The sequence below is a fragment of the Egibacter rhizosphaerae genome, from assembly GCF_004322855.1.
GTDB classification, from domain to species: domain Bacteria; phylum Actinomycetota; class Nitriliruptoria; order Euzebyales; family Egibacteraceae; genus Egibacter; species Egibacter rhizosphaerae.
Genome location: NZ_CP036402.1, coordinates 3751424 through 3777643, shown reverse-complemented (window position 1 = coordinate 3777643; position 26220 = coordinate 3751424). Strand labels below are relative to the sequence as shown.

The following is a 26220-nucleotide window of genomic DNA, read 5'->3' as shown; positions in this document are numbered from 1 at the left end:
CCCTACCGCATCATCCGACAGGCGGGCCCTTCAGAGGTCTGCGCGCCCGACGAACCTCGCCGGGACGAAGGAGAAGCGATGGGAGACCAACCCGCAACCGCTGCGCACGCCACGGTGGTCGGCGACGCGGCGCCGACCGAGCAGACCCACCTCCACACCGAGGTGCGCAGAAGCAGTGCCGCCAGCCGCGAGATCACGGACACAGTTCTCAAGGTCCGCGACCTCGAGGTCCGGTACGGCGACTTCACGGCGCTGAAGGGCGTCCACCTCGACGTGCCGCGGAACGAGATCACCGCGATGATCGGCCCGAGCGGGTGCGGGAAGTCGACGCTGCTGCGCAGCGTGAACCGCATGAACGACCTGATCCCGACCGCGAAGGTCGTGGGCAGCGTCTACTACCACGGTGAGGACATCTACGCCGACGACGTCGACCCCGTCGAGGTCCGCCGGCGGATCGGGATGGTCTTCCAGAAGCCCAATCCCTTCCCGAAGTCGATCTACGACAACGTCGCCTTCGGGCCGCGCCTCAACGGCGTGCGGCAGGGGCTCGACGACGTCGTCGAGCAGTCGCTGCGGCGGGCGGCGCTCTGGGACGAGGTCAAGGACAAGCTCAAGGGCTCCGGCCTGGCACTGTCGGGCGGACAGCAGCAGCGCCTGTGCATCGCCCGGGCCCTCGCGGTCCATCCCGACGTGATCCTCATGGACGAGCCGTGCAGCGCGCTCGACCCCATCGCGACGATGGCCATCGAGGATCTCATGCAGGACATGAAGCGCGACTACTCCATCGTCGTGGTTACCCACAACATGCAGCAGGCCGCGCGCGTGTCCGACCGCACCGCGTTCTTCACGGTGAACGTCGACCACCGGACCAACGAGCGCACCGGCGAACTGGTGGAGTACGACCTCACCGAGACGATCTTCACGCAGGCCTCGGACCAGCGGACCGAGGACTACATCACCGGGCGCTTCGGCTGAGCCGATGTCCGCCTCCCTCGAGGCACCGATGAGCTCCACCGACCAACCCGGTACCGGCACGTCCTCCCCCGTGTCGGTGCCGGCCTTCCTCCACGACCCCGAGTTGCGCGTCCGCCGGAGTTGGCGTGAGGCGGGGAGGCTCGGCGCGCTCATCGGGCTGCCCGCCGGGTTCGCGCCCGGGGCGCTCCTGCTCGAGTTCGCGCCCCATCTCGGCGCGGTCACCCCGGCCCTCGCCTCGTTCCTCGCCGGCTTCGTCGGCTTCACCCTGCTCGCCCGCGTCGAGCACCGCTCCCTGGTGTGGCTCGTGACCATCGCGGGCGCGATGCTGCTGAGCCTGTCCGTGGTCGGCCTGACCGCCTGGACGCTCACCCGGTCCCTCACCGACGCGCTGACCTGACCGCGACCACGATCGCGGGCGCGGCCGCACCCTCACGACCCGGCGACACCGACTATCCGTGGGACAGCAGCGTGCAGTCCAGCCCGGGGACGGCGTCCGCCAGCATCGCCTGTCGTCGGTCGAGGGTGACCAGACCGAGTCCGTGGTCTCGACACGTCAGGGCGATGAGCAGGTCGTGCACATTGCCTCGTGATTGGTCACGAGGCCAGCGACCATGACGGAGGTGTCGATCAACGATCGTCATCTCGTTGGGCATGGAGCGCCTCGACCGCGTCGGCGCTGCTCACCGTGCCGAGATCGTCGATCGTGACCGACGGCAACCCCTCCTCGTCCGACGTGACCGTCGCACCGCGGCGCCGCTCGAGGAGCACTCCCTCGGGGGTCGAAATGAGCTCGAGTGCGCCGCCCTCGGACAGGCCGAGTCGTTCACGCTCGGCTCGCGGGATCACGACACGGCCCTGCGCATCGACCTTCACATCGACAGCCATGACACCTCCTGTTGGCCGTCGGTGACCCCGCCGGGCGCTGGATCCGGTAAGTTCCGGGTCCCCCGGGGGCTTGCCCCAGCGGATAGCTCGCGAACTAGGTGTCGATCTGGCTGCGCTGGTTGATCAGCCGCGCGATCACCGTGAGGCTCAGCACGATCACGACGAGCATGAGCCCACCGGCCCACGCCCGCTCGATGCCCTCTTCGAAGGGCTGGCTCATCCCGTCGGTCATGAGGATGCCGACGTCGGCCTGGCCGTTGCCACCCTGGAATGCGGTCACGATCGTCCGGGCCCCGAACGCCGTGAGGATCAGCGGTGCCGTCTCCCCCGCCGCGCGCGCGACGGCCAGCATGCTCCCGGTGATCAGGCCCGGTCCGGCCGCGGGGAGCACGACCTTGAACGTCGTCTGCCACTGCCGCGCGCCGAGCCCCGCGCTCGCCGCCCGCAGGTCCGGGGGCACGAGGTGCAGCATCTCCTCGGCGGTGCGCACGATGATCGGCAACATGATGATCGACAGCGCCACCGCGCCGACGAACGTCCCGAAGCGCAGGCCGGTGACGAGGATCGCGTAGACCGCGAGCCCCACGAAGATCGAGGGCACCCCGGTCATCACGTCGGTGAACAGCCGCACGGTCTTGGCGAACAGCCCGCGGCCTTGGTCGACGAGGTAGATCGCCGCGGCGATCCCCAGCGGGATCGACATGACTGCCGCGAGGCCGGTCATGTACAGCGTGCCGAAGATCCCGTGCGCGTAGCCCCCGCCACGTTCGCGGTACGACAGCGGCTCGACCTCGGTGAGGAACGACCAGATGCCACCGAGCGTCGGCCCGAGCGCATCGGCCGCCTGCACGGTGACCTGCCAGAGGATGATGACGAGCGGCGCGGCCGCGAGCGCCATCGCGCCCAGCAGCACCGCCGAGACGAGCTGGCTCTTCCGGCGACGGCGACGGGCGTTGGCCTCCGGCTCGTGAACGCTACGCGGGGGCTCGCCGCCGGCAGGGGACTCCGGTGCGGTGATCGTGTCGGTCGTCATACGGCCGCATCTCCTGCCACGCGCCCGGAGCGCATCACGATCAGCCGGGCGAGAACGTTGACGATGGTCGTCATCACGAAGAGGGTCACGCCGAGGGCGAGCAGCCCCCAGATCGCCTCGGGCGAGGCGGTCGCGTAGGTGTTGAAGATCACCGCGGTGATCGTGTCACCGCCGAAGAACACGCTCGAGTCCATCCGCTGGCTCGAGCCGACCGTGAACGCGACGACGATCGTCTCCCCGAGCGCGCGGCCGACGCCGAGCATCGTGCCGCCCACGAGCCCGGGGAAGCCCCGCGGGAGGATGACGCCGCGCATGACCTCCCAACGGGTCGCCCCCATCGCGTAGGCGGCGTTCTTCTCGTCTGCGGGCGTTTTCGCGAAGGTCTCGCGGGTGACGGCGGTGATGATCGGCAGGATCATGATCGAGAGCATGAGCCCCGCCGACCAGTAGCTGAGCCGCTGGGCGGGTCCCTCGAACAACGGCAGCCAGCCGAGCGGCGTGTCGACGAGGAAGCGCGCGATCGGGTCGGTGACGTTCGGGATGAACCAGAACACCGCGACGATCGCGATCACGATGCTTGGCACCATCGCCAGCGTGTCGGTGAGGTAGGCCAGCGGCTTGCGCAGCCACGCGGGGGCGACCTCGTTGATGAACAGCGCGATCGCCACCGCCATCGGCACGGCGATCACGATCGCGATGATCGAGACCTTGATCGTCCCGTAGATGAACGGCAGGGCGCCGTAGTCGCCGGTGACCTCCGAGCGGGACTGGCCGGTGCTCCACAGATCGCCGGTCAAAAAGCCCCAGACTCCCTCGCTCTGGAAGACCGGCAGGGACGCCCACGAGGTGCGGCCCATCATGACGCCGAGGATCACCAGGACGCTGGCGCCGGCGAGCAGGGTGACCCAGCGGAATACGGGATCGCCCCAGCGTCCGCGGCCGTTGCCGCGGAGCCCGCCGGGGGACGACGGTGGGGTGTCGGTCGGTGCGCTCATGAGCCCTCCGGATGCGCGAGCGGGCGCCGGGCCCCTGCGGGCCCGGCGCTACTCGTGGGCTGCTCGCTACTCCTCGACGTTGATCCGCTCGACCTCCTCGAGGACGCGGTCCTCGAAGTCGCCGGTGATCGGGCCGTAGCGCAGGTCGCGGGCTAGCTCTTCGGCCTCGTCGGACTCGATGACCCAGGTCATGAAGTCGCGCAGCGACTCGCCGACCCCGTCCTCGTAGCCGCACTCCCAGGCGAGCACCCAGTGGGTGCCGACGATCGGGAAGCCTTCCCCGCCGACGTCGAGGATGTCGTAGCGCAGGTCGTCGGGGATGTCGTCGATGATCTCGTTCGGGCCGGCCGAGATCGAGTCGAGGTCGGGGTAGACCGCGTTGCCGTCGGCGTTGACCACTTCGGTGACCGGCATGTCGTTCTCGACCGCGTAGGCGTAGCTCACGTAGCCCACGCCACCGGGCTGCTGCTGCACGCTGGCGGTCACGCCCTCGTTGCCGTTGCCACCGACCGTGCCGCCGGCCCAGTCGATCTCGTCACCGGCGCCGTAGTCCTCGCTCCACCAGTCGACCTCGTGGTCGAGGTAGGTCGTGAAGATGTAGGTCGTGCCGGAGCCGTCGGAGCGGTGCACCGCGACCAGCGGCGTGTCGGGCAGGTCGACGTCGGGGTTCAGCTCTTCGATAGCGGGGTCCTGCCACGTTTCGATCTCCGCGGCGAAGATGCCGGCGATCGCCTCGGCGTCGAGCACGAGCGCGTCCTGTCCGGCCTCCTCGAGGGCGGCCTCGAGGTCGGGATCGTTGAAGGTGATCGGTACGGAGCCGAACGCGTCGGGGATGTGCAGCGGGTCGCAGCCGCGGATCTCCTGCGCGTCCTCCAACTCCTCCTCGCTGAGGTAGCGCTCGCTGGAGCCGAAGTCGACCTGCTCGCCGAGGAACTGCTCGACACCGCCCCCCGAGCCGATCGACTGGTAGTTCACGCCGATGCCCGGCTCGTTGTCGCGCGTCCACTCGAGCATGACCGGCGTGATGAACGTCGCCCCGGCGCCGAGCAGGTCCGCGGCGTCCTCCTCGATGCCGACCTGGTCATCCTCCTCGATGAGCTCGTCGCCGTCGTCGGCAGCGGCATCCTCCCCACCGCCGTCGCCCTCGTCGGCAGCGGCATCCTCCCCACCGCCGTCGCCGGCGTCCTCGGCCGTCACCTCGGCCGGATCACCCTCACACGCCGCGACCAACAGCGTGAGCAAACCCAGTGCAACCAGTAGTGCGCGCACGTTGCGCATCGTCGATTCCCCTCCTCGAACGCGGATCCCGCGTGGCTGGTTCAGCCGTACGATCGGGACGGTATGGAGGGTCGATGGCAGAGCGGCAGCGTGAGGGCGGCGGGACGGTGAACGACGAATGATCGTTGCGTAACCCCCGCCCTCGCGCGCGTACGACGGTGAGCTAGGCGCCGGCGTCCGCGCGGTAGTCCGCCAGCTTCTCGGGGGTGTGGCGGGCCTTGATCCACCGCACGGTCCCCGAGGTGCCGCGCATGACCAGCGACTCCGTCGTCGCGCCGCGGGGGCCGTAGTTCACGCCCTCGACGAGGTCGCCGCTGGTGACGCCCGTGATGATGAAGAAGGTGTTCTGGCTGGCGACGAGGCGCTCGAGGGTGAGTGGCTCGTCGAGCTCGTAGCCGAGCTCGCGCGCCCGAGCGCGCTCCTCGTCGTTGCGGGCCCACAACCGGCCGATCATGCCCCCGCGCAGCGCTCGAACCGCACACGCGGTCGCGACGCCCTCGGGCGTGCCGCCGATGCCGACCAGCGCGTCGTAGGGATACTCCGGCATCGCGGCGAGCAGACCGGCGGGGCTGTCCCCGTCCATGATGAGGCGCAGGCGCGCGCCCGCGGCGCGGACCGCGTCCATCAGCTCGGCGTGGCGCGGCCGGTCGAGCATGACGATCGTGAGGTCGCTGACGGACTTGCCGGTGGTCTGGGCGAGTTGCCGGAGGTTCTCCGCGACCGGCGCATCGACATCGATCGCGCCTGCAGCGTCGGGGCCGACGATCCACTTGAGCATGTAGACCATCGGGCCCGGATCGAACATCGTCCCGCGCGGCGCCGCCGCGATCAGCGAGGTCGCGCCGTGGCGGCCCTCGGCGAGCAGACGGGTGCCCTCCACCGGGTCGACGGCGATGTCGACCGCGGGGGGCGAGCCCGTGCCGACCCGTTCGCCGTTGTAGAGCATCGGCGCCTCGTCCTTCTCGCCCTCGCCGATGATCACCGTGCCGTCGATGTGGGCGGTGGCGAGCATCTTGCGCATCGCCTCGACCGCCGCCCCGTCGCCCTCCTCCTTCTCGTTCCGGCCCATCCAGCGCCCCCCCGCGAGGGCCGCCACCTCGGTGGCGCGGACCAGCTCGAGCGCGAGCTCGCGGTCCGGCTGCGGTTCGTCGTGGACTGTCGTCATCGTGTCCTCCTGGAGCGTGAGCGTACCGGGCGCGGGCAGCGGTGTGAGGGGCTAACGTCCGACCCATCCCCCTCCGGCCCAGCCACCGACACCGGAGTGATCCGCGGTCAGCGCCGACCAGTCCCCACCGCTCTCGGCGAGGCCGAACAGCGCGTCGTTCTCCACGGCCACGCGGTCGCTCAGTCCGCTGAACCGGTCGAACAGCCGCTTGAGATAGGCCACGGCGTTCGGGTCGTTCGCCACGATCTGCTCACCGAGCTCGCGGGCCGTCGCGATCGCCCCCTCATCCGCGGTGAGGTGCTGGACGAGGCCGATCCGCGCGGCCTCCTCGGCGTAGATGGTGCGCGAGGTGAGCACGAGATCCTTGGCGGCACCGAGGCCCACCAATCCCACGAGCTTCGCCGCGCCGGCCGGGTAGCCGAGCGCGGCCCCGGGGAAACGGAACGAGGCGGTCGCGTCGGCGACCCGGATGTCGCAGGCCGCGGCCACTTCGGCGCCGCCTCCCACACAGTGTCCCGCGATCGCCGCGATCGTCGGCGTCGGCGCCGTCGCGACCGCCTCGAAGACCTGCCCGAACAACTCCATCCGGCGAGCGGCCGCGCGCTGGTCCAGGGACTCACGCAGGTCGGCCCCGGCACTGAACGTACCGCCACCACCGGTGATGACGACGGCGCGCACGTCCTCGTCGGCCCCCGCGTCCCCCAGCGCGTCGAGGAGCTCCCCGAGCAGCTCGGTGTTCATCGCGTTGTGTGCCTCGGGACGCTCGAGGCGGATCGTGCGGACCTGCGCGTGCTCGGTGACCGCGATCGTGCGCATGGCGGACCGCTCCGGACTCGGTGACAGGGGGGCACAGCCGGCGGGAGCCTACCCATCTCCGGGGTCACCGCACCCCGGACGCAGCGGGGGACGGGACGGGTCAGCCGAAGCCGATCCAGCCGAGCTCGGCCTCGTCCTCGGTGGCGAGGACCGCCCGCTCGGGCGGCACCTCGGGCAGGATGCGCTGGAAGTACGACTCGGTGGCCTCGGCCACACCCACGTCCCGACCAAGGTCGCGGGACAGGAACCACTTGTGCTCGATGATCTCGTGGAAGACCTCGACGGGCTCGAGCTTGTCGGTGTGTTCCGCAGGGATGGACCGGACCGTCGGCTCGTAGATCTCGTTCAGCCACCGGTAGGCGGCCACCGACTCTGGTAGGGCACGCCCTTCCTGCGACTCCTTCGCGGCTCGGAAGTTGGCGAGGTCGTTGAGCAGGCTGCGGGCCTGGTTCTCCTGCGCGTCAAGTCCGGTCAACGAGAGCAGGCGACGGCGATGATGTCCCTGCTCGGTCACCGACACACGCAACCGCAACCGGGACTCGTCGGTGTGGGACGGCCCGTCGGTGCCGAGCAGCTCGACCTCGTCGACGGCGAAGCCGAGATCGTTCAGGCGCCGCACCCGCTGCTCGATCTTGTAGCGCTCGTCCGGACCGATCACGGTCTCCTGGTTGAGCTCGGCCCACACCAGGTCGTAGCGCTGTTGGAGCCGCTCGGCGGTCTCGACCGGATCGGGGTCGGCTGGCAGGTCCAGCTCGGCCTGCACGTCCATCAACCCGCCGGCGACGTTGGTCTGGGTGATCTCGAGATCGGCCGCGCGCTGACCGTCGGTGAGTTCGCTGTGCAGCTCGCCGGTCTCGAGGTCGACGATGTAGGCGGCCAGTGCGCCGGCGTCGCGGCGGAACAGCGTGTTCGACAGCGAACAGTCGCCCCAGTAGAAGCCGAGGATGTGCATCCGCACGAGCAGCATCGCGAGCGCGTCGATGAGCCGTTCGTGCAAGCCGTGCAGCTCGCTGCCCTCCTGGGGAGGAGTGCGGCGATGGGTGAACAGCAGGCGGTAGGGCAGCGAGTAGTCGAGGTAGCGCGTGATCAGCACGTCCTCGAGCGGTTCCTCGGGGTCGATGCGTTCCCGGTTCACGACCCCGACGACCTCGACGACCGGCAGATCCTCCTCCGCCATGCGGCGCAGCAAGCGGTACTCGCGTTCGGCGAGCCGTCGCGGGAGTTCCTTGAGTGCGTAGAGCGCACCGTCGTACTCGACGAATCGCACGACGTGGCGGTGCACCCCGCGCGCGACGTCCACGAGACGATCGCCGGTCCAGGCCTCCAGCGGTTGGTCCCACGGCAGGTCCAGGAAATCCGGGTGTCCGGCTCGTGTGCGCAGCCGAAGACCGCGCGTGCGCGCAGGAGTCGACGTGGTCGTCCCTGCGGGGCTCGGGGAGGCAGACATGAGGGGAGGCTATCTATCGGCCGTCCCGCGCACGGGTGCCGCGCACGGATCCCCCGGTGGCGAGGACGACCACGCGCCGAGGGAGAAGCCCTCCGAGGCGCTCGTGCACGAGCGGCACGCGGCGAGGACGGCGGAGGTCACGTGAGGCGAACTCCGAGGGTAAGGTCGCGGGTGGCTCCGAGTCCTCCCGTTCGCGCCATCCCCGTTCCGACGGTCGCATCAGCAACGGAGCACACATCGCGATGGCAGATCACCCCGACCCGCTCGACTGGCTCGAGGCCGAACGCCTCGAAGCCGGCGGATCGCGCGTGGCGTTCCGCCAGCAGCTCGGGGACATCGATCGCCTGCTGATCGACCTCGGCGAGCGCGTCGCTGGACAGATCGAGCCCGTCACACGCGCGTTCCTCGAGGGCGACGCGTACCGCATGGGCGACCAGGTCGCCAGCCGCCGAGCGGTCGACCGGGGCTGCGAGCAGCTGGAGGAGGCCTGCTACGTGCTGCTGGCGCGGCAACAGCCGGTCGCCGGCGACCTGCGCCACGTCGTCGCCGTGCTTCGCTCCGTGCAGGACGTGCAACGCTCCGGGAACCTCCTCCAGCACGTGGGCCAGTCCCTGCAGTGGGTGCACCCGCCGTCGCTGTCGGCGGAGCTGCGCGAGACCATCGGTCAGCTCGGCGAGGTGTCCGCCCAGGTCTTCTCCGGCGGAGTGGCGGCCTGGCGCGACGAGGACCCGCTCGCCGCGAGCGAGCTGATGCGCGCCGACGACCAGGCCGACCTGTTGCAGCAGTACCTGCTGACCGAGCTGTACACGGGGCACCAGTCGGTCGAGGAGGCCGTCAGCCTCGCACTCATCGCGCGCTACTACGAGCGCATCGCCGACCATGGTGTCGAGATGGCACGCCAACTCTCCTACCGCGTGACGGGGGAACGGCCGAGCGATCCCGAGGGCGACCGCCCGCCGCTGTAGCCATCCCTGCACGGCCGATCCGGACGGCTCCGTGTCACACCTGCACCGTTCCCCGCCCGGGCGGGCTCGTGGTCCCGCGTTGCCAGGATCCTGGCGGAGAAGCTAGCTTACGGGCATGAACGAGGGGGAGGCGACCGGCGGCACGATCGGGGCGCGCCTTCGGGCCCGGCGCCACGAGGCTGGCTGGTCGCAAGTCGAGCTCGCGGCAGCCGCAGGGGTGAGCCGCCAGCTCGTCGGTGCGGTCGAGGCCGGCCGGCATCTCCCGCGGGTGGACGCCGGCGCGGCACTCGCCCGAGCGCTCGGGACCACGGTCGAGGCCCTGCTCGAGCCCGGCGCGGCCCCCGTCCCCGCGCCCGTGCTCGACGAGCCGCTGCCCGACGGTCGTCCCGTGCGGATCGGTCGCGTCGGCGATCGGACGGTCGCTGCGCCGCTCGCCGACCGCGGGGAGGCGTGGGACGCGCCCGACGGGACGGTGGAGGCGGGACGGGTCCATCCCCTGCCGGGCGCGCGGCCGGGGCTGGTCGTCGTGGGCTGCGATCCGGCGGTCGAACTCGCGGCGCGCCTCGCGAGCGGACCCGGTGACCCTCCGCCGCTCGCCCTGACCACGTCGACCGACCGCGCGGTCGTCGCGCTCGGCCGCGGGCGGGCCCACGCGGCGGTGGTCCATGCCCAGGAGGGCGCGCTGCCACGTCCGCCCGTGTCCGCCGATCGGCAACGCCTGGCGTGCTGGCGCGTGGGGCTGGCAGCACCCCGTGACGCGCCCCGCGGCTGGGTGGGCGAGGCACTCGCGGGACGACGCCGGGTCGTGCAACGGGAGGCGGGTGCGGGCAGCCAACGCGCCTTCGTTCGCGCCGTCGCCGCGCGGGGCACGAGCCCGCGCGGCGAGCCACCCGGTGGACCCCGAGCAGCCGGGCATCTGGATGCGGCTCGCACAGCCGCCCGCCTCGGCATGGTCGCCGTCACGATCGAGCCGGCGGCGCGGGCACTGGGCCTCGCGTTCCAGCCGCTCGAGACCCACGTCGCGGAGCTCTGGACCGCGTCCGCCCATCGAGAGGAAGGAGCGGTGCGCGCTCTGGGCGAGGTCCTCACCCAGGGCACGTTCCAGCGTCGGCTCGCGGCCGTGGGCGGCTACGACCTGCAGGGCTGTGGGGAGCGCGTCGCGTGATCGCCTGCGCGATCGACCGGTCCCGGCCACGCGCACGGCGGCCTCGCCGGGCGGTGACCCTCGCCGCGGTCGCACTCGTGGCGACCGCGGCGGCCGCCACCGCGTGCAGCGAGGTGGCCGGCGGCACCGTCGCCGACGAGGAGGACGCGCTGCTCGTCGGCGCCGCCGCGGACCTGCGCCCGGCCATCGACGAGCTCGTCGAGCTGTTCGAGAACGAGTCCGGGGAGGAGGTCACCGTGACGCTCGGCTCGTCCGGTCACCTGGCCCAGCAGATCCGCGAGGGCGCGCCGATCGATGTGTACGCCTCCGCGCACGTGCGCTACGTGGAGGAGGTCGTCGAGGCGGGGCGAGCCGACCCCTCGACCCAGGCGACGTACGCGTACGGCCGTCTGGCGCTCTGGGCTCCCGACGGACGGGAGTGGACCCGCCTCGGGGCGCTCGCCGCCGATCCCGACGTCAGGACGGTCGCGATCGCGAACCCCGCCCACGCGCCGTACGGCCAGGCCGCGGAGCAGGCGCTGCGGGCCGCCGGGGCCTGGGAGCGGCTCGAGGACCGGCTCGCCTTCGGGAGCAACATCGCCGACGCCCACCAGATCGCCGCCAGCGGCAACGCCGACGCCGCGGTGACGGCCCTCTCCCTCGCACTGGCCGACGACGACGAGACCGCCGGGTGGACGCTCGTCGACGACGAGCGGCACGAGCCGCTCGAACAGTCCCTGGTCGTCACCGCCGAGGACCCCGATCGCGCGGAACGCGCCCGGGCCTTCGCCAACGCGATGACCAGCGAACACGGCCGGCGGATCCTGCGGCAGCACGGCTTCCAGCCCCCCGGCGAGGGCCCGCCGCCGGCATGGGAGGAGTGAGGCCGTGGGACCGCTCGGCGGCACGATCAGCGCGGCCGGCGGACCCGCGGAGGCGTTGCGGGCGGTGGACTGGTTCCCCCTGTTGCTGTCCCTGCGCGTCGCGGGGATCGCGACGGTCATCACGGCGACCTTCGGCGTGGCCGGGGCGTACGCCATCTCCCGCGGTCGCTTCCCCGGACGCGGGCTGCTGGAGGCCGCCGCGAGCCTGCCGATCGTGCTGCCCCCGACGGTGCTGGGCTACTACCTGCTCGTGCTCGTCGGCCGCGAGGCGCCCCTCGGCCACGCGTGGGAGCGCCTCACCGGCCAACCGCTGGTGTTCACGTGGCAAGGCGCCGTGCTGGCCGCCTCCGTCGCGAGCCTCCCCTTCTGCCTGCGGGCGGCCCGCGCCGCGTTCGACGGGGTCGACCGTCGCTACGAGGAGGCCGCGCGTGTCGCCGGACTGCCCGAATGGCGCGTCGCCCTGCAGGTCACGCTGCCGCTCGCGGCGCGCGGCGTGATCGCCGGGGTGACCCTGGGCTTCGCGCGCGCCCTCGGCGATTTCGGCACGACGGTGATGGTGGCCGGGAACATCCCGGGCCGGACCCAGACGATGCCGATCGCCGTCTACGACGCGGTCCAGGCCTTCGACTACACGAGCGCGGCCGTGCTCGCGGGCGTCCTCTCGGCGGTCGCGATCGTGGTGCTCGTGGTCGTGCGCCGGCTGGAGCGGGGGGCGGTGTGACGCTCGCCGTCGACGTCGGCCACCGCCTGGGCTCGTTCGGGTTGACCGCTCGGTTCGAGGCCCCCGCGGGCCTCACCGTCCTCTTCGGACCGTCGGGCGCGGGCAAGACGCTCACGTTGCGACTCGTCGCCGGACTCACGCGTCCACAGCAGGGCCGGGTGGCCATCGACGGCACGGTGCTCAGCGACGCGGACAGCGGGATCATGGTCCGGGCGCGCCACCGACGTGTCGGGATGGTCTTCCAGGAGCCGCTCCTGCTCCCCCATCGCAGTGCCGCCCGCAACGTCGCGTTGGCCGCCCGCGACACCGACGGCGACCGCCTCCCCCGCCGGGACCGTCACGCGGCCGCCCGCTCGTGGCTCGAGCGCGTGGGGGCGGCCGAGCTCGCCGACCGCCGCCCCCATCAACTGTCGGGAGGGCAGCAACAGCGCGTCGCGCTCGCCCGAGCACTCGTCGGGCGCCCACGAATGCTCCTGCTCGACGAGCCGTTCAGCGCCCTCGACGCCCCGGTGCGACGGCGACTGCGCGAGCTCGTCCGCACGCTCGTCGAGACCGAAGGGCTGATCGCGCTGTTCGTTACCCACGACCGGGAAGAGGCCGCCGAGCTGGCCGACCACGTGGTCCTTGCCCGGCCCGGCGCGATCACCGAGCGCCACAGCGGCCACCACGCACTGGCGGCGCTCGGCGATCGCAGCGGGCCCACCGGCTAGAACGTCGTCGCCGCGAGCTCGGCCAGTGGCGAGCGTACGCCCTTCTGCAGGCTCACGTGGCCGAACAGGTCGCTGCCCTTGAGCGTCTCGATCAGCGCGGACATGCCCCCGTGCGGGCTGATGTAGGGGTTGTCGACCTGCGACAGATCGCCGCAGAACACGACCTTCGAGCCCGCGCCCATGCGGGTCAGGATGACCTTCAGCGTCGAGAGCTCCAGGTTCTGTGCCTCGTCGATGATGACGAACTCGTCGGTGATCGATCGCCCCCGCAGGTAGGTGATCGCGGCCATCTCGAGCTGGCCGCGGGCCAGCAACGCGTCGACGGCGCCGTCGATGCCCCCGGTGGGCCCGTCCCAGGCGCCCTCCCCCGGCTCGTCGCGGCGGAACAGCGCGTACAGGTTGTCGTGCACCGCGGCCATCCACGGCTCGAGCTTCTCCTCGAGCGCGCCGGGCAGGTACCCCACCTCCTGCCGTCCGACCGCCACGAGCGGGCGGTAGATCGACAGCCGGCGGTACGCGCCCTGCTCGACGACCTGCTCGAGCCCGGCGGCGAGGGCGAGGAACGTCTTCCCCGTGCCGGCGATGCCCATCACCGAGGCACACGGCACGTCGGGGTCGGTGAGCAGGTCGAGGGCGAACGTCTGGCGCACGTCGCGCGGCGTCACGCCGAAGGCCCGCGGGCTGCCGGGCACGCGCTCGATCGTGATGCCGCCCTCGTCGGACTCGATCACCCGCGCGAGCCCGCTGGCCGACGGTCCGGCGCGGAGAATCAGGTACTGGTTGCGCCACAGTCCCTCGCCCGGCACGAGCCCCGGATCGAGCGCGACCTTGCCCTCGCGGTGCAGCTGGTCGAGCGTGCCGCTGTCGACGGCGAGGTCGACCGTACCGATGTAGTGCTCATCGACGTGGACGGTGTCGGCGCGGTAGTCCTCGGTCGCCACCCCGAGCTGGCTCGCCTTGATCCGCAGCGCCCCGTCCTTCGTGACGAGGACCCCGCCGAGCTCGAGGGCGACGGACAGGATGCGGTGGTCGGGCTTGGCCGGGTCCAGGTAGGCGGGAAGGGTCGCGTCGACGTGGTTGCCCTCGACCCGCAGACTGCCCCCCGTCGGCAGGTCGACCGCCTCGCGCAGCCCGGTCGCGCTGCCCACACGCAGCTGCTCGATCTCGCGCACGGCCGCACGCGCGTTGCGACCCACCTCGTCGAGGCGCGCCTTCTGCCCGTCCAGTTCCTCGACCACCACGAGGGGCAGGACGACCTCGTGCTCGTCGAAGCGGTGGAGGGCGCCCGGATCGGCGAGCAGGACGCAGGTGTCCAGGACGTACGTGACCGAGGGGCCGGCCGAGCGGCCGCCCGCCTCGTCGGGAATCGTCGCGGGCGCGGCCATCCGGGGCTCCTCTCGTCGATGGTGGATCAGGGCGAACGCGTCATCGACCTGGCGATCTCGCCCGCCGGGGTGGATCCGCTCGCCGAGCCCGTGGCCTCGTTCGCCGAGACGGATTCGCTCGCCGAGCCCGTAGCCTCGCGCGGCACGGACCGTGGTGCCGGCACCCGCTCAGCCGCGAGGCAGCGGCCGGTCCCCGGGTCGAGCCGCAGACAAACGCGGCTGGCGGGCAGCCCGCCGAGCTCGTGGAGATCGAGGTCGTCACGCCCGGTGAGCAGCGCGAGGAGCGCCGCCACCACGGATGCGTCCGCCGCCACGACGACCGTGGCAGGAGGCTCGATCTCAGCGGACAGTCGGGTGAACGCGCGCAGCGCGCGACCGCCCAGAACGGCGGCGCCGAGCCAGTCGTCGTCCTCGTCCCGCAGCTGCACGACCGGGTGAGCCAGGCCGGCCAGCTCGGGATCGACGTGCAGTTCGCGGTCGAGGCGGTGCGCCAGAGGCGCCAGCAAGTCGGTGGCGCTCGGTTCGGTGCCGGCGAGCAGGGCCGTCACGGGTGGGTCGCTGCCGGCCAGCGTGCCGGCGAGATCCTCGGCGTCACCCGGTGATGTCCGAAGGCCGGCACGGACCAGTTCAACGCTCAGGACGTCACCACTGGGCTGATCGCTGGACGGTTCGGGCAGGGTGCGCATCGGCTGGCACCAGGATACGCCGTCAGCGGCCGCAACCGTGGAAGGTCGACCCGTCCCCACCGGCGGTTCATTCACTCCCCCCGGGAGCCCGGGCCACCGCCCGGAGCGCGACGTCGACGATGTCCGAGGCCCGGTGGAGCTCCGCAGCCATCACGGTCAGCGGCGGAGCCAGCGTCACCATGCGGTCGTTGGCGACCCCGCAGGAGAGTCCGCGCCCCCATGCGGCACGGCGAACGGCTTCAGCCGGTGATCCGCTGTCGGTGCATGACCCGCGGGGTGCGAGCATCAGGGCCCACAGCAGGCCGTCCCCGACGACGTCTTCCACGTGCGGGTGGCGCTCGGCGACGTCCGTCAGTTCGGCCCCCCACCAGACCCCGAGCTCGGCAGCACGTTCGGACAGCCCTTCCTCGGCGATGACGTCCAGCGTCGCCAGCCCGACCGAGGCGGCCCGCTGGGGCGGGGCGGCCGGATGCACAGGCACCCTTGTCACCGGAGACTCGAGGTGGTTGGTCGAGGAATCGCGGATCAATGCGCCATGGGCGGGCTCCCCGGCCTCGGACGCGGCCCGGAGGATCGCGGGCCCGGCGGTCACGGCCGCAAGGTGGGACTCCCCTCCCCCCAGTGCCTCCCCGGTGATGAAGAGGTCCGCCAGGCCAGCGAGCGGCTCACTCGCGAAAAGGTGGCCGGTTCTGCCGAGGCACGCCTCGGACCCGTCGACGATCAACGGGGCGCCATGCGACCGGCAGGCAGTGTGCAAGCGGTGCCAGAACCACGGGCTGGTGCGCCGCAGGGCCGGGTCCGAGGCTGCGACCACCACCGCCCCCAGGTCGCCCGCGTGCTCGAGGACACCTCGTATCAAGAGCGGGGAGGCCTCGTCACCGGGTGAACCGCCGTCTGTCCCGCCATCCGGGCGGACCCTGTGAGCCGCCGCCTCCTGTGCGTCCCACCACGTCACGACCTGGTGGCGACCCGTGGCCAGCCGAGCGAGCCGCACCGCGCCCTCGAGGGCGCTCCGACGATCCGTCGCGAGCCAGGTGCCACCGTTCCCCCGCCCCGCGGCGCCGAAAGGGCTCAGGGCCGTGAGCCATTCGGCCAGTGTCGCCTCAGGGGTCGGATCGTTCGGGGCCAGGCCGGCCGCGCGCCCCACACGGGACGATCGAGCGGCCTCCAGCACGCGTAGCACCACGGACCCGGCGCCCTGCATCGCAACGCCCGACGCTCAGGTGGTACCCCGGCCGGGCGCGCCGTTGGCCGCCCGTGACAATCGGCGCGTGGGTCACCCGTCGGTGCGGGTACCTGGCGTGGGACCCGTTCGGCAATCCGATCCCCCCTCGATCCCTTCTGGATGCGGGATCAGGCTGCACCGGGCGGATGTACGGATCGGAGCGAGCGTCTGATGGGTCAGTGGCGGTTCGGGGACGACCACGCGAACACCGGCTCCCGCCGTCAGGAACCGAACCGGCGCTCCCGGGACGCGTAGTCGCGCAGCGCGCGCAGGAAGTCGGTCTTGCGAAACTCCGGCCAGTACGCGTCGCAGAAGTGGAACTCGCTGTGGACCGACTGCCAGAGCAGGAATCCCGAGAGCCGCAACTCGCCGGAAGTGCGGATGATGAGGTCGGGGTCGGGCAAGCCGGTGGTGTAGAGGTGGTCGGCGACCTCCTCGAGGGTCAGGTCGCCGGCCACCGTCCCCAGGTCGTCGCCCGCGGCGAGGCGGCTGTGCAGCACCCCGCGGAGCGCATCCACGATCTCCTGACGGCCCCCGTAGCCGACCGCCACCTGCACGTGCAGCCGATCGCCGTCGGCGGTCGCTTCCTGAGCGTGCTTGAGCACCCGTCGAAGGGGGTCGGGCAGACCGTCGAGCGCGCCCACCGGCGTGATCTGGATCCCCCGTTGGGAGCTGCGGGCGACGAGGCGATCCACCGTCTGCCCGATGACCTCCAGCAGGTTCGCGACCTCGTTCTCGTCCCGCTGCAGGTTCTCGGTCGACAGGAGCCAGAGCGTGACGTACGGGATGTCGAGCTCGTGGCACCACTCGACGAGCTCGTCGACCTTGCGGGCGCCGAGTCGATGTCCCTCGCTCGGATCGCCGAGGCCGCGTTCCCGGGCGAACCTCCGGTTCCCGTCGAGGATGAGCGCGACATGGCGCGGCAGCACGTCGAGCCCAGCCGCGAGGCGACGCTCATAGAGACGGTAGAGGAGGTCACGCATGGCGGTGGGAGTCTAACCCGGCGCGGTCTCTCCCGGATCGCGATCGATGCCGAGACGCGAGTACGTGTTGTCCGCGAGCACCTTCCCCCCGGTCTGACATCCCGCGCAGTAGTGGACCGTGTAGGCGCGGTAGGCGACCTCCCGGACGACGTCACCGCACACCGGGCACGGTTCGCCCGTCCGACCGTGCACCGCGCTCGTGCGGTCGGCGGCGCGCCCGAAGTCGTCGCGGGCACGCTCCTCGGCGAGGCCCTCGGCGATGACCTCCTCGAGGGCCGTGTGGAGCCGGTCCACCATCGATGCGTCGAGGTTCGCGGTGCCCGCGAACGGCGAGCAACCCGCGCGGTGGCAGACCTCGTTCGCGAGCCGGCGACCCACCCCGGCCACCACCGACTGATCCCGCAGCGCGGTGTGCACCCGCGCTCGGCGGGCGCGCAGCCTCGCCCCGAGTTCTTCGACGGTCATCGCGTCCGCGTCCGGCCCGAGACCGGCGAGCGGCTCGACCTCCTCTGCCATCACCGCCTCCGGCGGGAGGACCCAGACCCCCGCGCGGCGCTCGGTGCCCGGCTCCGTCAACAACAACTGCGGGGCGTCGTCGAAGCGCCACCTCACGAGCCCGCCCTTGGGCCGTCGGGCGGTGGAGCCCCCGACGCGCAGCCTCCCGCCCTGCATCAGGTGGACGACGGCGACCGCCGACGGATGTAGCAGCAGCAGGTACTTGCCGCGGCGGGCAACCCGATCCAACGGCTCCCCCACCGCCGCGTCCGGGGACGGCGTCACCGTCTTCAGCGCGGTGAACGACAACGGCTCGACCGCCCGCAGCGTCGCGCCCCCCACCCGCGAGGTGAGCCGCTCGGCGTGCGCCTGCAGCTCCGGTAGCTCCGGCATCCCGCTCCTCGTTCCTCCTCACCACGGAAGCGTCGTCCCGTGTGGATCCACACAGCGAGCAGACGCGCACAGCGGCCAGCGGTCGGCTCAGCCGCTAGACTCGTCCGCTCTGGCATTACCCCTCGCTCCAGAAGGATCAACCCGTGAGCGACGATCCTGTGTGGCTGTCCCAGGAAGCGTACGACCGGCTCGTCGCCGAGCTCGAGCACCTCAAGACCGAGGGCCGTCGCGAAGCCTCGGAGGCCATCGAGAAGGCCCGCGAGCACGGCGACCTGAAGGAGAACGCCGAGTACGACGTCGCCAAGGACGAGCAGGGCAAGATGGAGCTGCGCATCCGCCAGCTCGAAGACATGCTCGCGCGCGCGGAGGTCGGCGACGCCCCTGAAGGCGACGTCGTGGCCGCGGGCACGGTCGTCACCACCGTCGACAGCGACGGCGACCGCGACGAGTATCTGCTCGGCAGCATCGAGGACAAGGCCGAGGGGCTGCGGGTGATCTCGACCGGCTCGCCGCTGGGCAAGGCGCTGCTCGGTGCCCGGGTCGGGGACACGGTGACCTACGACGCTCCCGCCGGCGAACTCTCCATCAAGGTCGAGGACGTCCGTCCCTACGAGGGAGCCTGAGCCACCGTCGGGATGCCGCCACCTCCCCGGCGCTGCGCGGACTTCTCCTCGTACATCGCGGTGTCGGCACGCTGAATCAGGGCCTCGGGATCGTCGCCCCCGTGGAGCATCGCCAGCCCGACGCTGGCCGAGAGCGGCACCTCGACGCCATCGAGCATCGCAGGGACGGCAAGGGCGTCCGCGAGACGGTAGCGGAGCCGCTCGGCCTCTGCCGGCGTCGCGACGTCACGGCAGACCAGGATGAACTCGTCGCCGCCGAGGCGGCTCACCGTGTCACCCTCACGCACGAGCGCACTCAGCCGCTCCGCCACGGTGCACAGCACCCGGTCGCCGACCTCGTGGCCGTAGCGGTCGTTCACGGGCTTGAACGCGTCGAGGTCCACGAACGCGACCGTGCCCCCGACCGCGCCCGCCGGCACCTCGGCCACGAGGGCCTCCAGGCGGGCCATCAGCTGGTACCGGCTGGCGAGCCGGGTGAGGCTGTCGTACAGCGCGAGCTCCCGGAACCTCGCCTCGCGGCGCTGGAGATCCGTACGGAGCCGCTCACGCTCCACGACGAGCCGACCGAGACGCCACAGGACCAGAGCCGTCAGCGCGGTCGCGCCGGCAGCGAGCGGCAGGACCTCGGAGCTGCGCGCGTCGAACTGGACCGCCTGGACCACCAGCAAGGCCGGGAGCACGAGCAACGCTGCGCCGAGCAGCAGCATCCGCCAGGGCGTGACGGGCCGCGCGGAGCCCTCCTCACGCTTCGTGAGGATGCGGATCGCGGGATGCAGCACGGCGGAAGCGATGAGCACCCCGGGACCGCGACGGGCCGCGTCGACGATTAGCTCGAGGGCGCCGTCCAGGCTCAGGAGCATCTGGGCGCCGGCCCCGACCGCGAACAGCGCGGAGGCCGCGACCAGCCGGAGCAGCACGGGCGCCGCCTCCCCGGCACGGAACGCGAGGCGCCATGTGACCGCGCACATCGCGAGCGCCACCAAGGCACTGACCGAGCCCACCGCCCCCAGGGCACTCCCCGAGCCCACCGCCCCCAGGGCACTCCCCGAGCCCACCGCCCCCAGGGCACTCCCCGAGCCCACCAACGGGACGGACAGGCCCGCGGATCCCCCCGCACCCGGGGCAGCACCGAACTGCCACCCGAGCAACAAGGCCGCGAGGACGATGGCGGCGGCATCGATCAGGCCGTCGTGCCCGCCCCGCGGGCGGCGCAGGGCCACGACGATGGTGATGGCCACGAGGTAGCAGGCACCCGTGACGAGGTGGAGGCCCACGAGGACGGGCCCGAGGATCCCGGTGGGCCCACGGTCGGGGACGACCCACGCTTCGATCCCGTACCCGGCCGCCGCGGAGGCGAGCCCTGCCGCCAGCGCGACGAACGGCAGACGCGGGCGTGGGGTGTGCCACCGGGCACTGAGCATCACCGCGCCAGCGGTCAGCCACAACACCACGCTCAGGTGCGCCTGGGCCGGTATCCCCGGCAGGAGGGCCTGGATGAGCGCCTGCACGAGGATCACGCCGGTGCCCACGAGGAGCACGCCCCTCGACATCGACGACGTGATCAATCCCAGCCCTCCTGCGGCGGCGCCCGCCGCTCACCCTTCGCGCTGAGGTCGGCCGCACGCCGCCGCGCTTGACCCGTTTCGCGCGGGACCGGCGTCCGGCCTCGCCGGAGGCCGCGCCGGCCGGGGCGACCACGGCCCAGCTCGTGGCGGCCCTTGTCGACGTCGATCGCGCGGTCAGCGCACGGGATCACGCACCACGGGACACGACATACAACGGGGTCCTCCCCGACCCCGCGGCAGCTCGGAGCCGGGGATCTCGAGCACCTCGATGCCGGCATCGGTGAGGCGCCGGTTCGTGTCGACGTTGCGCTCGTAGGCCACGACCGTCCCCGGTCGGACGGCGAGCGTGTTGTTGCCGTCGTCCCACTGCTCCCGGTCGGCCGCCACCTCGTCCTCGCCCGTGGTGATGACCCGCACCGCGTCGACACCCAGACCGCGGGCGAGGGCGGCGTCGAGATCGGACTCGCGGTGTACGCGCATCGGGCCGCCGTCGGGAGCCGGACGGATGCGGTAGAGCGTCGCGAGCTCCCGCACCCGCGGCCACAGCACGACGGCGTCGGTGTCGACCACGGTCAGCACCGTGTCCAGGTGCATCGTCCCCCGCGACTTCGGCAGGTCCACGGCGAGCACCTCATCGACGACGTCGGCGGCGAACAGGCGCGCGGCGAGGTTCTCGACCGCCACGGGGTGGGTGCGCTCGGACAATCCGATCGCCACGAGCCGGTCGGACAGCACGAGGACGTCGCCGCCCTCGAGCGTGGCCGGGAACCCCGGCCGGTCGTCGCCCCCGTACCACGTGGCCGCGGCCAGGCCCGCGAAGTCGGGATGGTGGTGGTAGACCAACTGCCAGAGCGCACGCTCGTCCTGACGGGCGGGGCGCTGCATCGGCGAGAGGACGACGCCCCCACCCACCCACGCGGACGGGTCGCGCGTGAACACCGCGTTCGGCAGCGGCGGAACGAGGAAGGCCGTGCCCCCGAGGACACCCCCGACGAACCCTTCGCGGGCGCCGGGGACCTCGTCGACAGTGACGCCGCCGACCAACCGCGTCGCCAGCTCGTCCCGCTCCAGCTCCGCGAGGTGCCGCCGCACACGTTCGACGAGCTCGACGCCGCAGGCGTCCACCGTGGCTCGCAGTGCCACGGCCTCGTCGCGCACGGCCCCATCGGCGAGCACCTCGACCAGCAGCCGATGGAGCGACCGAACACGGACGCCCTCCCCGGTGAGCACCTCGACGAACGCGTCGTGCTCCTCCTGCGCCTTGGCGACCCAGACGAGCTCGTCGAACAGCAACTCGTCCTTGTTCGCCGGGGTCAAGCGCCGCAGCTCGAGGTCCGGCCGGTGCACGATGACCTCTCGCAGGCGGCCGACCTCGCTGTCCACGCCAGGGGTTCTCGGGCTCGGATCCATGCGTCGCACACTAGGGCATGCCGAGCTCGACGCAGCGCACGAGAAGGGGCGCCGGAGCACGCCGACGCCCCTTACCGACCGGGACGAGCGGTCGACTGGCAGCGGATGAGTCCCTACCTGGTGATCGCCCTGGTGGCCGCGGCGCTACCTCTCGGCGCGCTGCTGGGTCTGCTGCTGCGCACTCCTGCGCGGGACCCCCGCGCCATGGACGGGACTGCGCCGATGTCACCAGCCGAGGGACGCGCCGCGCTCCGGGCGCACGCGAGCGATCCCCCGCCGCGCGCGGCCCTGCTCATCGCCACGATTCGGCCGACGAGCGCCGTGCCGGATGACGTGGACGGCGAGTTCGCCCCCGACATTGCGTCGTTCGCTCGGCGGCTCACCGCGCGCTTCAGCCCCGAACTGACCTTCCGGCTGGGCCAGCAGGAATTCGCCGTCCTCATCGAGCCCGCGGGCACGACCGAGGCCCAGGAGACCGCCCAACTGATCCTCCGCGTCGCGGGACAGTCCCGCATGTCCGGTCTGGTCCAGGTCGGTTTCGCGTTGGCGACGAAGGGTCGGGACCTCTGGGGCGATGCCGCCGCGGCTGCCGAGGAGGCCCGCCAGCGCGGGTCCGGGGCGGTCGTCGGGCACGACGAGATCCGCGAGACGGCGGTGACCGTCACTCGTGAGGACCTCGAACGCGTCGGCACCCTGCTCACCGACCGCCGGATGGCGATCAGCTACCAGCCCCTGGTGTCGTTGGACCGCCAGCGGCTGATCGGGTTCGAGGCGTTGAGCCGTCCGTCGAGCCGGTACGGGTTCGACGGCCCGGCGCAGGCCTTCGCGGCGGCCGCCCGCCTCGGTCAGGCCGCCGACCTCGACGCGCTCTGCCGCGAGGCCGTGCTCGACGACGGTCCCGGGTTCGAGATGCCCGCCGGGACGCTCCTGTTCCTGAACATCTCCCCCTCAGCACTGCATCACCCGTCGCTGCAGGGTCTCACCCCGATCCGCGCGGTCGAACGCGCCGGCCTCTCCCCCGAGCGCGTCGTCTTCGAGCTGACCAGCCCCAGTACCGTCGACCCGCAGGTCGTGGCCGAAGGTGCGGCGGCCCTGGCGCGCAAGGGCTTCAAGATCAGCATCGATGACCTCGGTGCACCGAACGCCGGTGTCGAGTGGCTCGGCGTTGTCCACGCCGACTTCCTCAAGATCGACGCGTCGCTGCTGGCCAAGGCAGGAGACGAGGAACGGTTCCGCGCGCTCGTCCGCGCGATCTGCGTCGTCGCGGAGCACACCGGGGCGACCGTGATCGGCGAGGGGATCGAGAGCCGCGAGATGCTCAGCCTCGCGCGCAGCCTGCCCGGCCAGGAGTCACGGCCGCTGCAGCTGCACGGCGGGCAGGGCTACCACCTCGGCGAACCCAAGCCGCAGCCGGTCGATCCCCGGCGGACCCACCCCGTGGCCGCCGAGGCCTGACGCGAACCACCGAGCCGACCCGCGCCACTGGGGGTGCGGCTGCCCGATGCGTGTTCATCGGCGACCGTTCCTATACCCTGACGTCGTCGCCGACCCAGGAGCACGTGTTGATCGGGTTCCTCATCATCGGGGTGATCGGGCTTGCCCTCCTGCTCGTGTCCGCGCTGCTGGGCGAGATCCTGGACGGGGTCTTCGACGCGCTCGACATCGGCGGGGGCGGGTTGTTGTCCGGCCCGGTCATCGGGGCGTTCCTGGCCGCCTTCGGGTTCGGTGGCGCTCTCACGATGAACGCGACGGAGGTCGGCGTTCCTGGCGGGGCGCTCGCGGGACTCGGCAGCGGCATCGTGGTGGGCGGCATCGCCTTCGGGATCACCCGCAGCCTCATGCGCATGCCGACCGACGAGACGATGCGCACCTCGGATCTCGTCGGCGCCACCGGCGTGGTGGTCACCCCGATCCCCGAGGGCTCGTTCGGCGAGGTGAACGTGCAACACCTCGGCCAGACGGTGAAGTACAACGCCCGCGCGAACCGGACCATCGACGTCGGCACGCCGATCGAGGTCACCACGGTGCTGTCGAGCTCCGCACTCCTCGTCAAGCGGCTCGACGACTCCTAGGCTGTCATCGGCACGGTGGTGCACCCCCTCGCCGTGCCCGCCATCCGAGCAGCACCAGCCATCGCGCCACACGGGGAGACGTCGCTCATGTTCGAGTTCCTGTTCGAGGCCCCGCTCGTGACCGGGATCATCGGGGCGGTCGTCCTGCTGATCCTCGTCGTCTACCTGATCGTGAAGCGCATCGCGGTGGCCGGGCCGAACGAGGCGTTCATCATCACCGGCCGCAAGGGCGAGGGGGCGGTGAAGAACCCCGAGACCGGCGAGGTTTCCACCGACCTGTCCGGCCAGAAGGTCGTGATGGGCGCGAGCGTGTTCGTGCTCCCGTTCATCCAGAAGCTGCACATCCTCGACCTGTCGAGCCGGCGCATCAGCGTGCGCATCACCGGCGCGGTCAGCCAGCAGGGCATCAAGACCGACCTCGACGGCGTCGCGGTGGTCAAAGTGGGCGGCAACGAGGACGCCATCCGCGCGGCCGCCCAGCGCTTCCTCGCCCAGCAGGGATCGATCGAGGAGTTCACCCAGGAGGTGCTCGCCGGGTCCCTGCGCGCGATCGTCGGGCGGCTCACGGTCGACGAGATCATCAAGGACCGTGCCGCGTTCGCGTCCGCGGTCGCCGAGGAGGCCGAGACGAGCCTCACCAACCAGGGACTCACGCTCGACACGTTCCAGCTGCAGGACATCCAGGCCGAGGGCAGCTACCTCGAGGACCTCGGGCGCCCCGAGGCCGCTCGCGTGCAGCAGGACGCCGAGATCGCCGAGGCCCGTGCGCGCCAGCAGTCCGAGCAGGAGCGGTTGCGCGCCGAGGAGGAGATCGCGGTCAGCGAGCGCCAGCTCGAGCTGAAGAAGGCCGAGATCAAGGCCGAGACGGATGAGGCCAACGCCCAGGCCGCGGCCGCGGGCCCCCTGCGGGAGGCCGCGCGCAACCAGGAGGTCGTCTCCGAGCAGGAGCGGGTCGCCGAACGGGAGGCGAGCCTGCGCGACCGCCAGCTCGACGCCGAGGTCCGCCGGCCGGCCGAGGCCGAGCGCTATCGCGTGGAGCAGGAGGCCGAGGGGCAGCGCAACGCCGCGATCTACGAGGCGGAGGCCGAGCGCGAGCGCCGCGCGAAGATGGCCGAGGCGACCGAGCTCGAGGGCCGCGCGGACGCGGAGGCGATCCGCGCGAAGGGTGAGGCCGAGGCCGAGGCCCGCCGCAAGAACGCCGAGGCGTTCCAGCTCTACGGCGACGCCGCGGTGATCGACCTGCTCACGAGCGTCCTGCCCGACATCGTGCGCGGGGCGAGCGAGCCGCTGTCCGAGGTCGAGAAGATGACCGTCATCTCCACCGACGGCGCCTCCAGTCTCACGAAGTCGGTCGCCAACAACCTCGAGCAGGGCCTGCAGGTCGGCAGCGATCTCACCGGCATCGACCTGCGGGGGCTGTTCAGCCGCCTCGGCCGCGGTGACGGCGACGAGTCCGCGCTGCGGGAGGCCGCGGGGGCGGCGATGCGCCGCACCGGGGACGGGGGCAACTCGGCCGAGGGCGAGGAGGACTCCTAGGCCGGCGCCGCGTCTCTCAGGCGATGATCAAGGGGCGCCACCGGGTCTCGACGCCGGCGGCGGAGCTCGAGCTCCGCTGGCGCGAGGCCGACGACGGCGCGACCGACCGGCCGCCGCTTCTGTTCGTGCACGGGGTCAAGGCGGGCGCATGGGTCTGGGAGCTGTGGATGGCGGCCGCTGCTGCCCGCGGCTGGCGATCGGCAGCGCTGAGCTTGCGTGGCCACGGGCAGTCGGGAGGCCGTGAGCGCCTCTCGCGCTGGCGGCTGCGCGACTACGAGGACGACGTGATGCGCGCCGTCGCCGAGATGCCGGAGCCACCGGTGCTCGTCGGACACTCGATGGGCGGCCTGCTCGTCCGACGTGTGCTGGTGCGCTCTACCCCACCCGCGGCCGTGCTCGTCACCCCCGCAGGGGCGCGGGACGGGTTGGGCGTGACGGCGCTGCTGGCTCGCCGCCGGCCCTGGCAGTTCCTGCGGTCGCTCGCGTTCCGCTCGATCCGCCTCGACGCGTCGGACGTCTTCTCGCCTGCCCTGCCGCCCGCCGCCGCGGAGGCCTACGTGGCGCAGCTGCAGGACGAGTCCCCGCTGGCACAGCTCGAGATCGCGTTCGCGCCGCGACCGCGCACCGCAGGCTGCCCGCTGCTCGTGCTCGGAGCCGGCGAGGACAAGCTCGTCCCGCCCGTCGAGTTCCCCCGGACCGCGCGGATCTACGGCGGCGGCTGCGTGATGTTCGCAGGAATGGGTCACGGGCTGATGGCCGAGGGCTTCTGGGACTGGCCGCTCGCGACGATGCTCGGGTGGCTGGACGCGCAGCGAAGGGACCCGTGACT

Annotated in this window: 27 protein-coding genes; 13 read left to right on the top strand and 14 right to left on the bottom strand. The window is 72.1% G+C overall.

What is annotated here, in order from left to right:
• Nucleotides 1–78 precede the first annotated feature (78 nt).
• Together pstB and ER308_RS17345 are read left to right on the top strand one after the other, a co-directional pair.
• On the top strand, nt 79–975 hold the full coding sequence (gene pstB / locus ER308_RS17350; protein WP_131156156.1) for a phosphate ABC transporter ATP-binding protein PstB: 897 nt from the start codon (nt 79–81) through the stop codon (nt 973–975).
• A 4-nt stretch (nt 976–979) separates the two neighbouring features.
• A complete protein-coding gene (locus ER308_RS17345; protein ID WP_131156155.1) occupies nt 980–1372 on the top strand; it encodes a hypothetical protein in 393 nt (130 codons plus the stop codon).
• A 230-nt stretch (nt 1373–1602) separates the two neighbouring features.
• Here ER308_RS17345 and ER308_RS17340 read toward each other — a convergent pair whose 3' ends face one another.
• The 7 genes from ER308_RS17340 to ER308_RS17310 form a co-directional block, all read right to left on the bottom strand.
• The gene (locus ER308_RS17340; protein WP_131156154.1) at nt 1603–1860 is read right to left on the bottom strand and encodes an AbrB/MazE/SpoVT family DNA-binding domain-containing protein; all 258 of its coding nucleotides are present in this window, start codon (nt 1858–1860) and stop codon (nt 1603–1605) included.
• A gap of 94 nt (nt 1861–1954) precedes the next feature.
• Nucleotides 1955–2893, bottom strand: coding sequence for a phosphate ABC transporter permease PstA (gene pstA / locus ER308_RS17335; protein ID WP_131156153.1), 939 nt, complete (start codon nt 2891–2893; stop codon nt 1955–1957).
• Nucleotides 2890–3888: a phosphate ABC transporter permease subunit PstC gene (gene pstC / locus ER308_RS17330; protein ID WP_131156152.1), complete on the bottom strand. Its 999-nt coding sequence runs from the start codon at nt 3886–3888 to the stop codon at nt 2890–2892. The genes pstA and pstC overlap by 4 nt, the downstream gene beginning before the upstream one ends.
• 66 nt (nt 3889–3954) lie before the next feature.
• On the bottom strand, nt 3955–5166 hold the full coding sequence (gene pstS, locus ER308_RS17325; protein ID WP_131156151.1) for a phosphate ABC transporter substrate-binding protein PstS: 1212 nt from the start codon (nt 5164–5166) through the stop codon (nt 3955–3957).
• Nucleotides 5167–5329: 163 nt separating this feature from the next.
• Nucleotides 5330–6331 (bottom strand): class II fructose-bisphosphatase, encoded by a 1002-nt coding sequence (gene glpX, locus ER308_RS17320; RefSeq protein WP_131156150.1) that lies wholly within the window; start codon nt 6329–6331, stop codon nt 5330–5332.
• A gap of 51 nt (nt 6332–6382) precedes the next feature.
• Nucleotides 6383–7147, bottom strand: a complete 765-nt coding sequence (locus ER308_RS17315; RefSeq protein ID WP_131156149.1) for an enoyl-CoA hydratase/isomerase family protein — start codon at nt 7145–7147, stop codon at nt 6383–6385.
• A gap of 100 nt (nt 7148–7247) precedes the next feature.
• The gene (locus tag ER308_RS17310; RefSeq protein WP_131156148.1) at nt 7248–8594 is read right to left on the bottom strand and encodes a DUF4032 domain-containing protein; all 1347 of its coding nucleotides are present in this window, start codon (nt 8592–8594) and stop codon (nt 7248–7250) included.
• Between ER308_RS17310 and ER308_RS21795 the strand changes: the two genes are divergently transcribed.
• The 6 genes from ER308_RS21795 (at nt 8593) to ER308_RS17285 (ending at nt 13018) form a co-directional block, all read left to right on the top strand.
• Entirely contained in the window at nt 8593–8739 is a 147-nt protein-coding gene (locus ER308_RS21795; protein ID WP_165492201.1) for a hypothetical protein, read from the top strand. The two genes, ER308_RS17310 and ER308_RS21795, sit on opposite strands and share 2 nt — an antisense overlap.
• 97 nt (nt 8740–8836) lie before the next feature.
• Nucleotides 8837–9559, top strand: coding sequence for a phosphate signaling complex PhoU family protein (locus tag ER308_RS17305; RefSeq protein WP_131156147.1), 723 nt, complete (start codon nt 8837–8839; stop codon nt 9557–9559).
• Nucleotides 9560–9674: 115 nt separating this feature from the next.
• Nucleotides 9675–10724: a helix-turn-helix domain-containing protein gene (locus ER308_RS17300; protein WP_131156146.1), complete on the top strand. Its 1050-nt coding sequence runs from the start codon at nt 9675–9677 to the stop codon at nt 10722–10724.
• Nucleotides 10721–11587, top strand: coding sequence for a molybdate ABC transporter substrate-binding protein (gene modA, locus ER308_RS17295; protein WP_165492200.1), 867 nt, complete (start codon nt 10721–10723; stop codon nt 11585–11587). The genes ER308_RS17300 and modA overlap by 4 nt, the downstream gene beginning before the upstream one ends.
• A 4-nt stretch (nt 11588–11591) precedes the next feature.
• Nucleotides 11592–12308, top strand: coding sequence for a molybdate ABC transporter permease subunit (modB, locus tag ER308_RS17290; RefSeq protein ID WP_205745697.1), 717 nt, complete (start codon nt 11592–11594; stop codon nt 12306–12308).
• Nucleotides 12305–13018, top strand: coding sequence for an ATP-binding cassette domain-containing protein (locus tag ER308_RS17285; protein WP_131156144.1), 714 nt, complete (start codon nt 12305–12307; stop codon nt 13016–13018). Before modB ends, ER308_RS17285 begins: the two co-directional genes overlap by 4 nt.
• Here ER308_RS17285 and ER308_RS17280 read toward each other — a convergent pair.
• The 5 genes from ER308_RS17280 to ER308_RS17260 all read right to left on the bottom strand — a co-directional run bounded on the left by ER308_RS17280 (nt 13015) and on the right by ER308_RS17260 (nt 18185).
• Complete coding sequence (locus tag ER308_RS17280; RefSeq protein ID WP_131156143.1) at nt 13015–14403, bottom strand: PhoH family protein; 1389 nt, start codon at nt 14401–14403, stop codon at nt 13015–13017. The genes ER308_RS17285 and ER308_RS17280 overlap by 4 nt on opposite strands.
• Before the next feature lie 26 nt (nt 14404–14429).
• Nucleotides 14430–15089, bottom strand: coding sequence for a hypothetical protein (locus ER308_RS17275; RefSeq protein ID WP_131156142.1), 660 nt, complete (start codon nt 15087–15089; stop codon nt 14430–14432).
• A 67-nt stretch (nt 15090–15156) separates the two neighbouring features.
• Entirely contained in the window at nt 15157–16293 is a 1137-nt protein-coding gene (locus ER308_RS17270) for an aminotransferase class III-fold pyridoxal phosphate-dependent enzyme (protein ID WP_131156141.1), read from the bottom strand.
• Between the two features lie 242 nt (nt 16294–16535).
• The gene (uppS, locus tag ER308_RS17265; RefSeq protein ID WP_131156140.1) at nt 16536–17297 is read right to left on the bottom strand and encodes a polyprenyl diphosphate synthase; all 762 of its coding nucleotides are present in this window, start codon (nt 17295–17297) and stop codon (nt 16536–16538) included.
• Nucleotides 17298–17309: 12 nt separating this feature from the next.
• Nucleotides 17310–18185, bottom strand: a complete 876-nt coding sequence (locus ER308_RS17260; RefSeq protein WP_131156139.1) for a DNA-formamidopyrimidine glycosylase family protein — start codon at nt 18183–18185, stop codon at nt 17310–17312.
• A gap of 143 nt (nt 18186–18328) precedes the next feature.
• Between ER308_RS17260 and greA the strand changes: the two genes are divergently transcribed.
• Nucleotides 18329–18808, top strand: a complete 480-nt coding sequence (gene greA, locus ER308_RS17255; protein WP_131156138.1) for a transcription elongation factor GreA — start codon at nt 18329–18331, stop codon at nt 18806–18808.
• Here greA and ER308_RS17250 read toward each other — a convergent pair.
• On the bottom strand, nt 18793–20373 hold the full coding sequence (locus tag ER308_RS17250; protein ID WP_131156137.1) for a GGDEF domain-containing protein: 1581 nt from the start codon (nt 20371–20373) through the stop codon (nt 18793–18795). The genes greA and ER308_RS17250 overlap by 16 nt on opposite strands.
• 174 nt (nt 20374–20547) lie before the next feature.
• Entirely contained in the window at nt 20548–21756 is a 1209-nt protein-coding gene (locus tag ER308_RS17245) for an arginine deiminase (RefSeq protein WP_205745696.1), read from the bottom strand.
• Nucleotides 21757–21888: 132 nt separating this feature from the next.
• Here ER308_RS17245 and ER308_RS17240 point away from each other — a divergent pair, with 132 nt between their 5' ends.
• From ER308_RS17240 to ER308_RS17225, 4 genes are all read left to right on the top strand, one after another.
• Nucleotides 21889–23238 (top strand): EAL domain-containing protein, encoded by a 1350-nt coding sequence (locus ER308_RS17240; RefSeq protein WP_131156135.1) that lies wholly within the window; start codon nt 21889–21891, stop codon nt 23236–23238.
• A gap of 107 nt (nt 23239–23345) precedes the next feature.
• Nucleotides 23346–23855 carry an NfeD family protein gene (locus ER308_RS17235; protein WP_131156134.1) on the top strand — a complete coding sequence of 170 codons (510 nt, stop codon included), beginning with the start codon at nt 23346–23348 and terminating at the stop codon, nt 23853–23855.
• Nucleotides 23856–23942: 87 nt separating this feature from the next.
• Nucleotides 23943–25391, top strand: coding sequence for a flotillin family protein (locus tag ER308_RS17230; protein WP_131156133.1), 1449 nt, complete (start codon nt 23943–23945; stop codon nt 25389–25391).
• Nucleotides 25392–25414: 23 nt separating this feature from the next.
• Nucleotides 25415–26218, top strand: a complete 804-nt coding sequence (locus tag ER308_RS17225) for an alpha/beta hydrolase (RefSeq protein WP_131156132.1) — start codon at nt 25415–25417, stop codon at nt 26216–26218.
• Nucleotides 26219–26220: the final 2 nt, after the last annotated feature.

Bases quoted from the DNA above. Each gene is read 5' to 3' on its own strand.
- uppS (WP_131156140.1), bottom strand. From the start codon at position 17,297: ATGCGTGACCTCCTCTACCGTCTCTATGAGCGTCGCCTCGCGGCTGGG.
- ER308_RS17260 (WP_131156139.1), bottom strand. From the start codon at position 18,185: ATGCCGGAGCTACCGGAGCTGCAGGCGCACGCCGAGCGGCTCACCTCG.
- ER308_RS17310 (WP_131156148.1), bottom strand. From the start codon at position 8,594: ATGTCTGCCTCCCCGAGCCCCGCAGGGACGACCACGTCGACTCCTGCG.
- ER308_RS17275 (WP_131156142.1), bottom strand. From the start codon at position 15,089: ATGCGCACCCTGCCCGAACCGTCCAGCGATCAGCCCAGTGGTGACGTC.
- ER308_RS17345 (WP_131156155.1), top strand. From the start codon at position 980: ATGTCCGCCTCCCTCGAGGCACCGATGAGCTCCACCGACCAACCCGGT.
- pstC (WP_131156152.1), bottom strand. From the start codon at position 3,888: ATGAGCGCACCGACCGACACCCCACCGTCGTCCCCCGGCGGGCTCCGC.
- ER308_RS17340 (WP_131156154.1), bottom strand. From the start codon at position 1,860: ATGGCTGTCGATGTGAAGGTCGATGCGCAGGGCCGTGTCGTGATCCCG.
- ER308_RS17300 (WP_131156146.1), top strand. From the start codon at position 9,675: ATGAACGAGGGGGAGGCGACCGGCGGCACGATCGGGGCGCGCCTTCGG.
- ER308_RS17230 (WP_131156133.1), top strand. From the start codon at position 23,943: ATGTTCGAGTTCCTGTTCGAGGCCCCGCTCGTGACCGGGATCATCGGG.
- ER308_RS17270 (WP_131156141.1), bottom strand. From the start codon at position 16,293: ATGCAGGGCGCCGGGTCCGTGGTGCTACGCGTGCTGGAGGCCGCTCGA.
- pstS (WP_131156151.1), bottom strand. From the start codon at position 5,166: ATGCGCAACGTGCGCGCACTACTGGTTGCACTGGGTTTGCTCACGCTG.
- ER308_RS17280 (WP_131156143.1), bottom strand. From the start codon at position 14,403: ATGGCCGCGCCCGCGACGATTCCCGACGAGGCGGGCGGCCGCTCGGCC.
- ER308_RS17240 (WP_131156135.1), top strand. From the start codon at position 21,889: ATGAGTCCCTACCTGGTGATCGCCCTGGTGGCCGCGGCGCTACCTCTC.
- ER308_RS17225 (WP_131156132.1), top strand. From the start codon at position 25,415: ATGATCAAGGGGCGCCACCGGGTCTCGACGCCGGCGGCGGAGCTCGAG.
- pstA (WP_131156153.1), bottom strand. From the start codon at position 2,893: ATGACGACCGACACGATCACCGCACCGGAGTCCCCTGCCGGCGGCGAG.
- glpX (WP_131156150.1), bottom strand. From the start codon at position 6,331: ATGACGACAGTCCACGACGAACCGCAGCCGGACCGCGAGCTCGCGCTC.
- ER308_RS17305 (WP_131156147.1), top strand. From the start codon at position 8,837: ATGGCAGATCACCCCGACCCGCTCGACTGGCTCGAGGCCGAACGCCTC.
- pstB (WP_131156156.1), top strand. From the start codon at position 79: ATGGGAGACCAACCCGCAACCGCTGCGCACGCCACGGTGGTCGGCGAC.
- ER308_RS17315 (WP_131156149.1), bottom strand. From the start codon at position 7,147: ATGCGCACGATCGCGGTCACCGAGCACGCGCAGGTCCGCACGATCCGC.
- ER308_RS21795 (WP_165492201.1), top strand. From the start codon at position 8,593: ATGAGGGGAGGCTATCTATCGGCCGTCCCGCGCACGGGTGCCGCGCAC.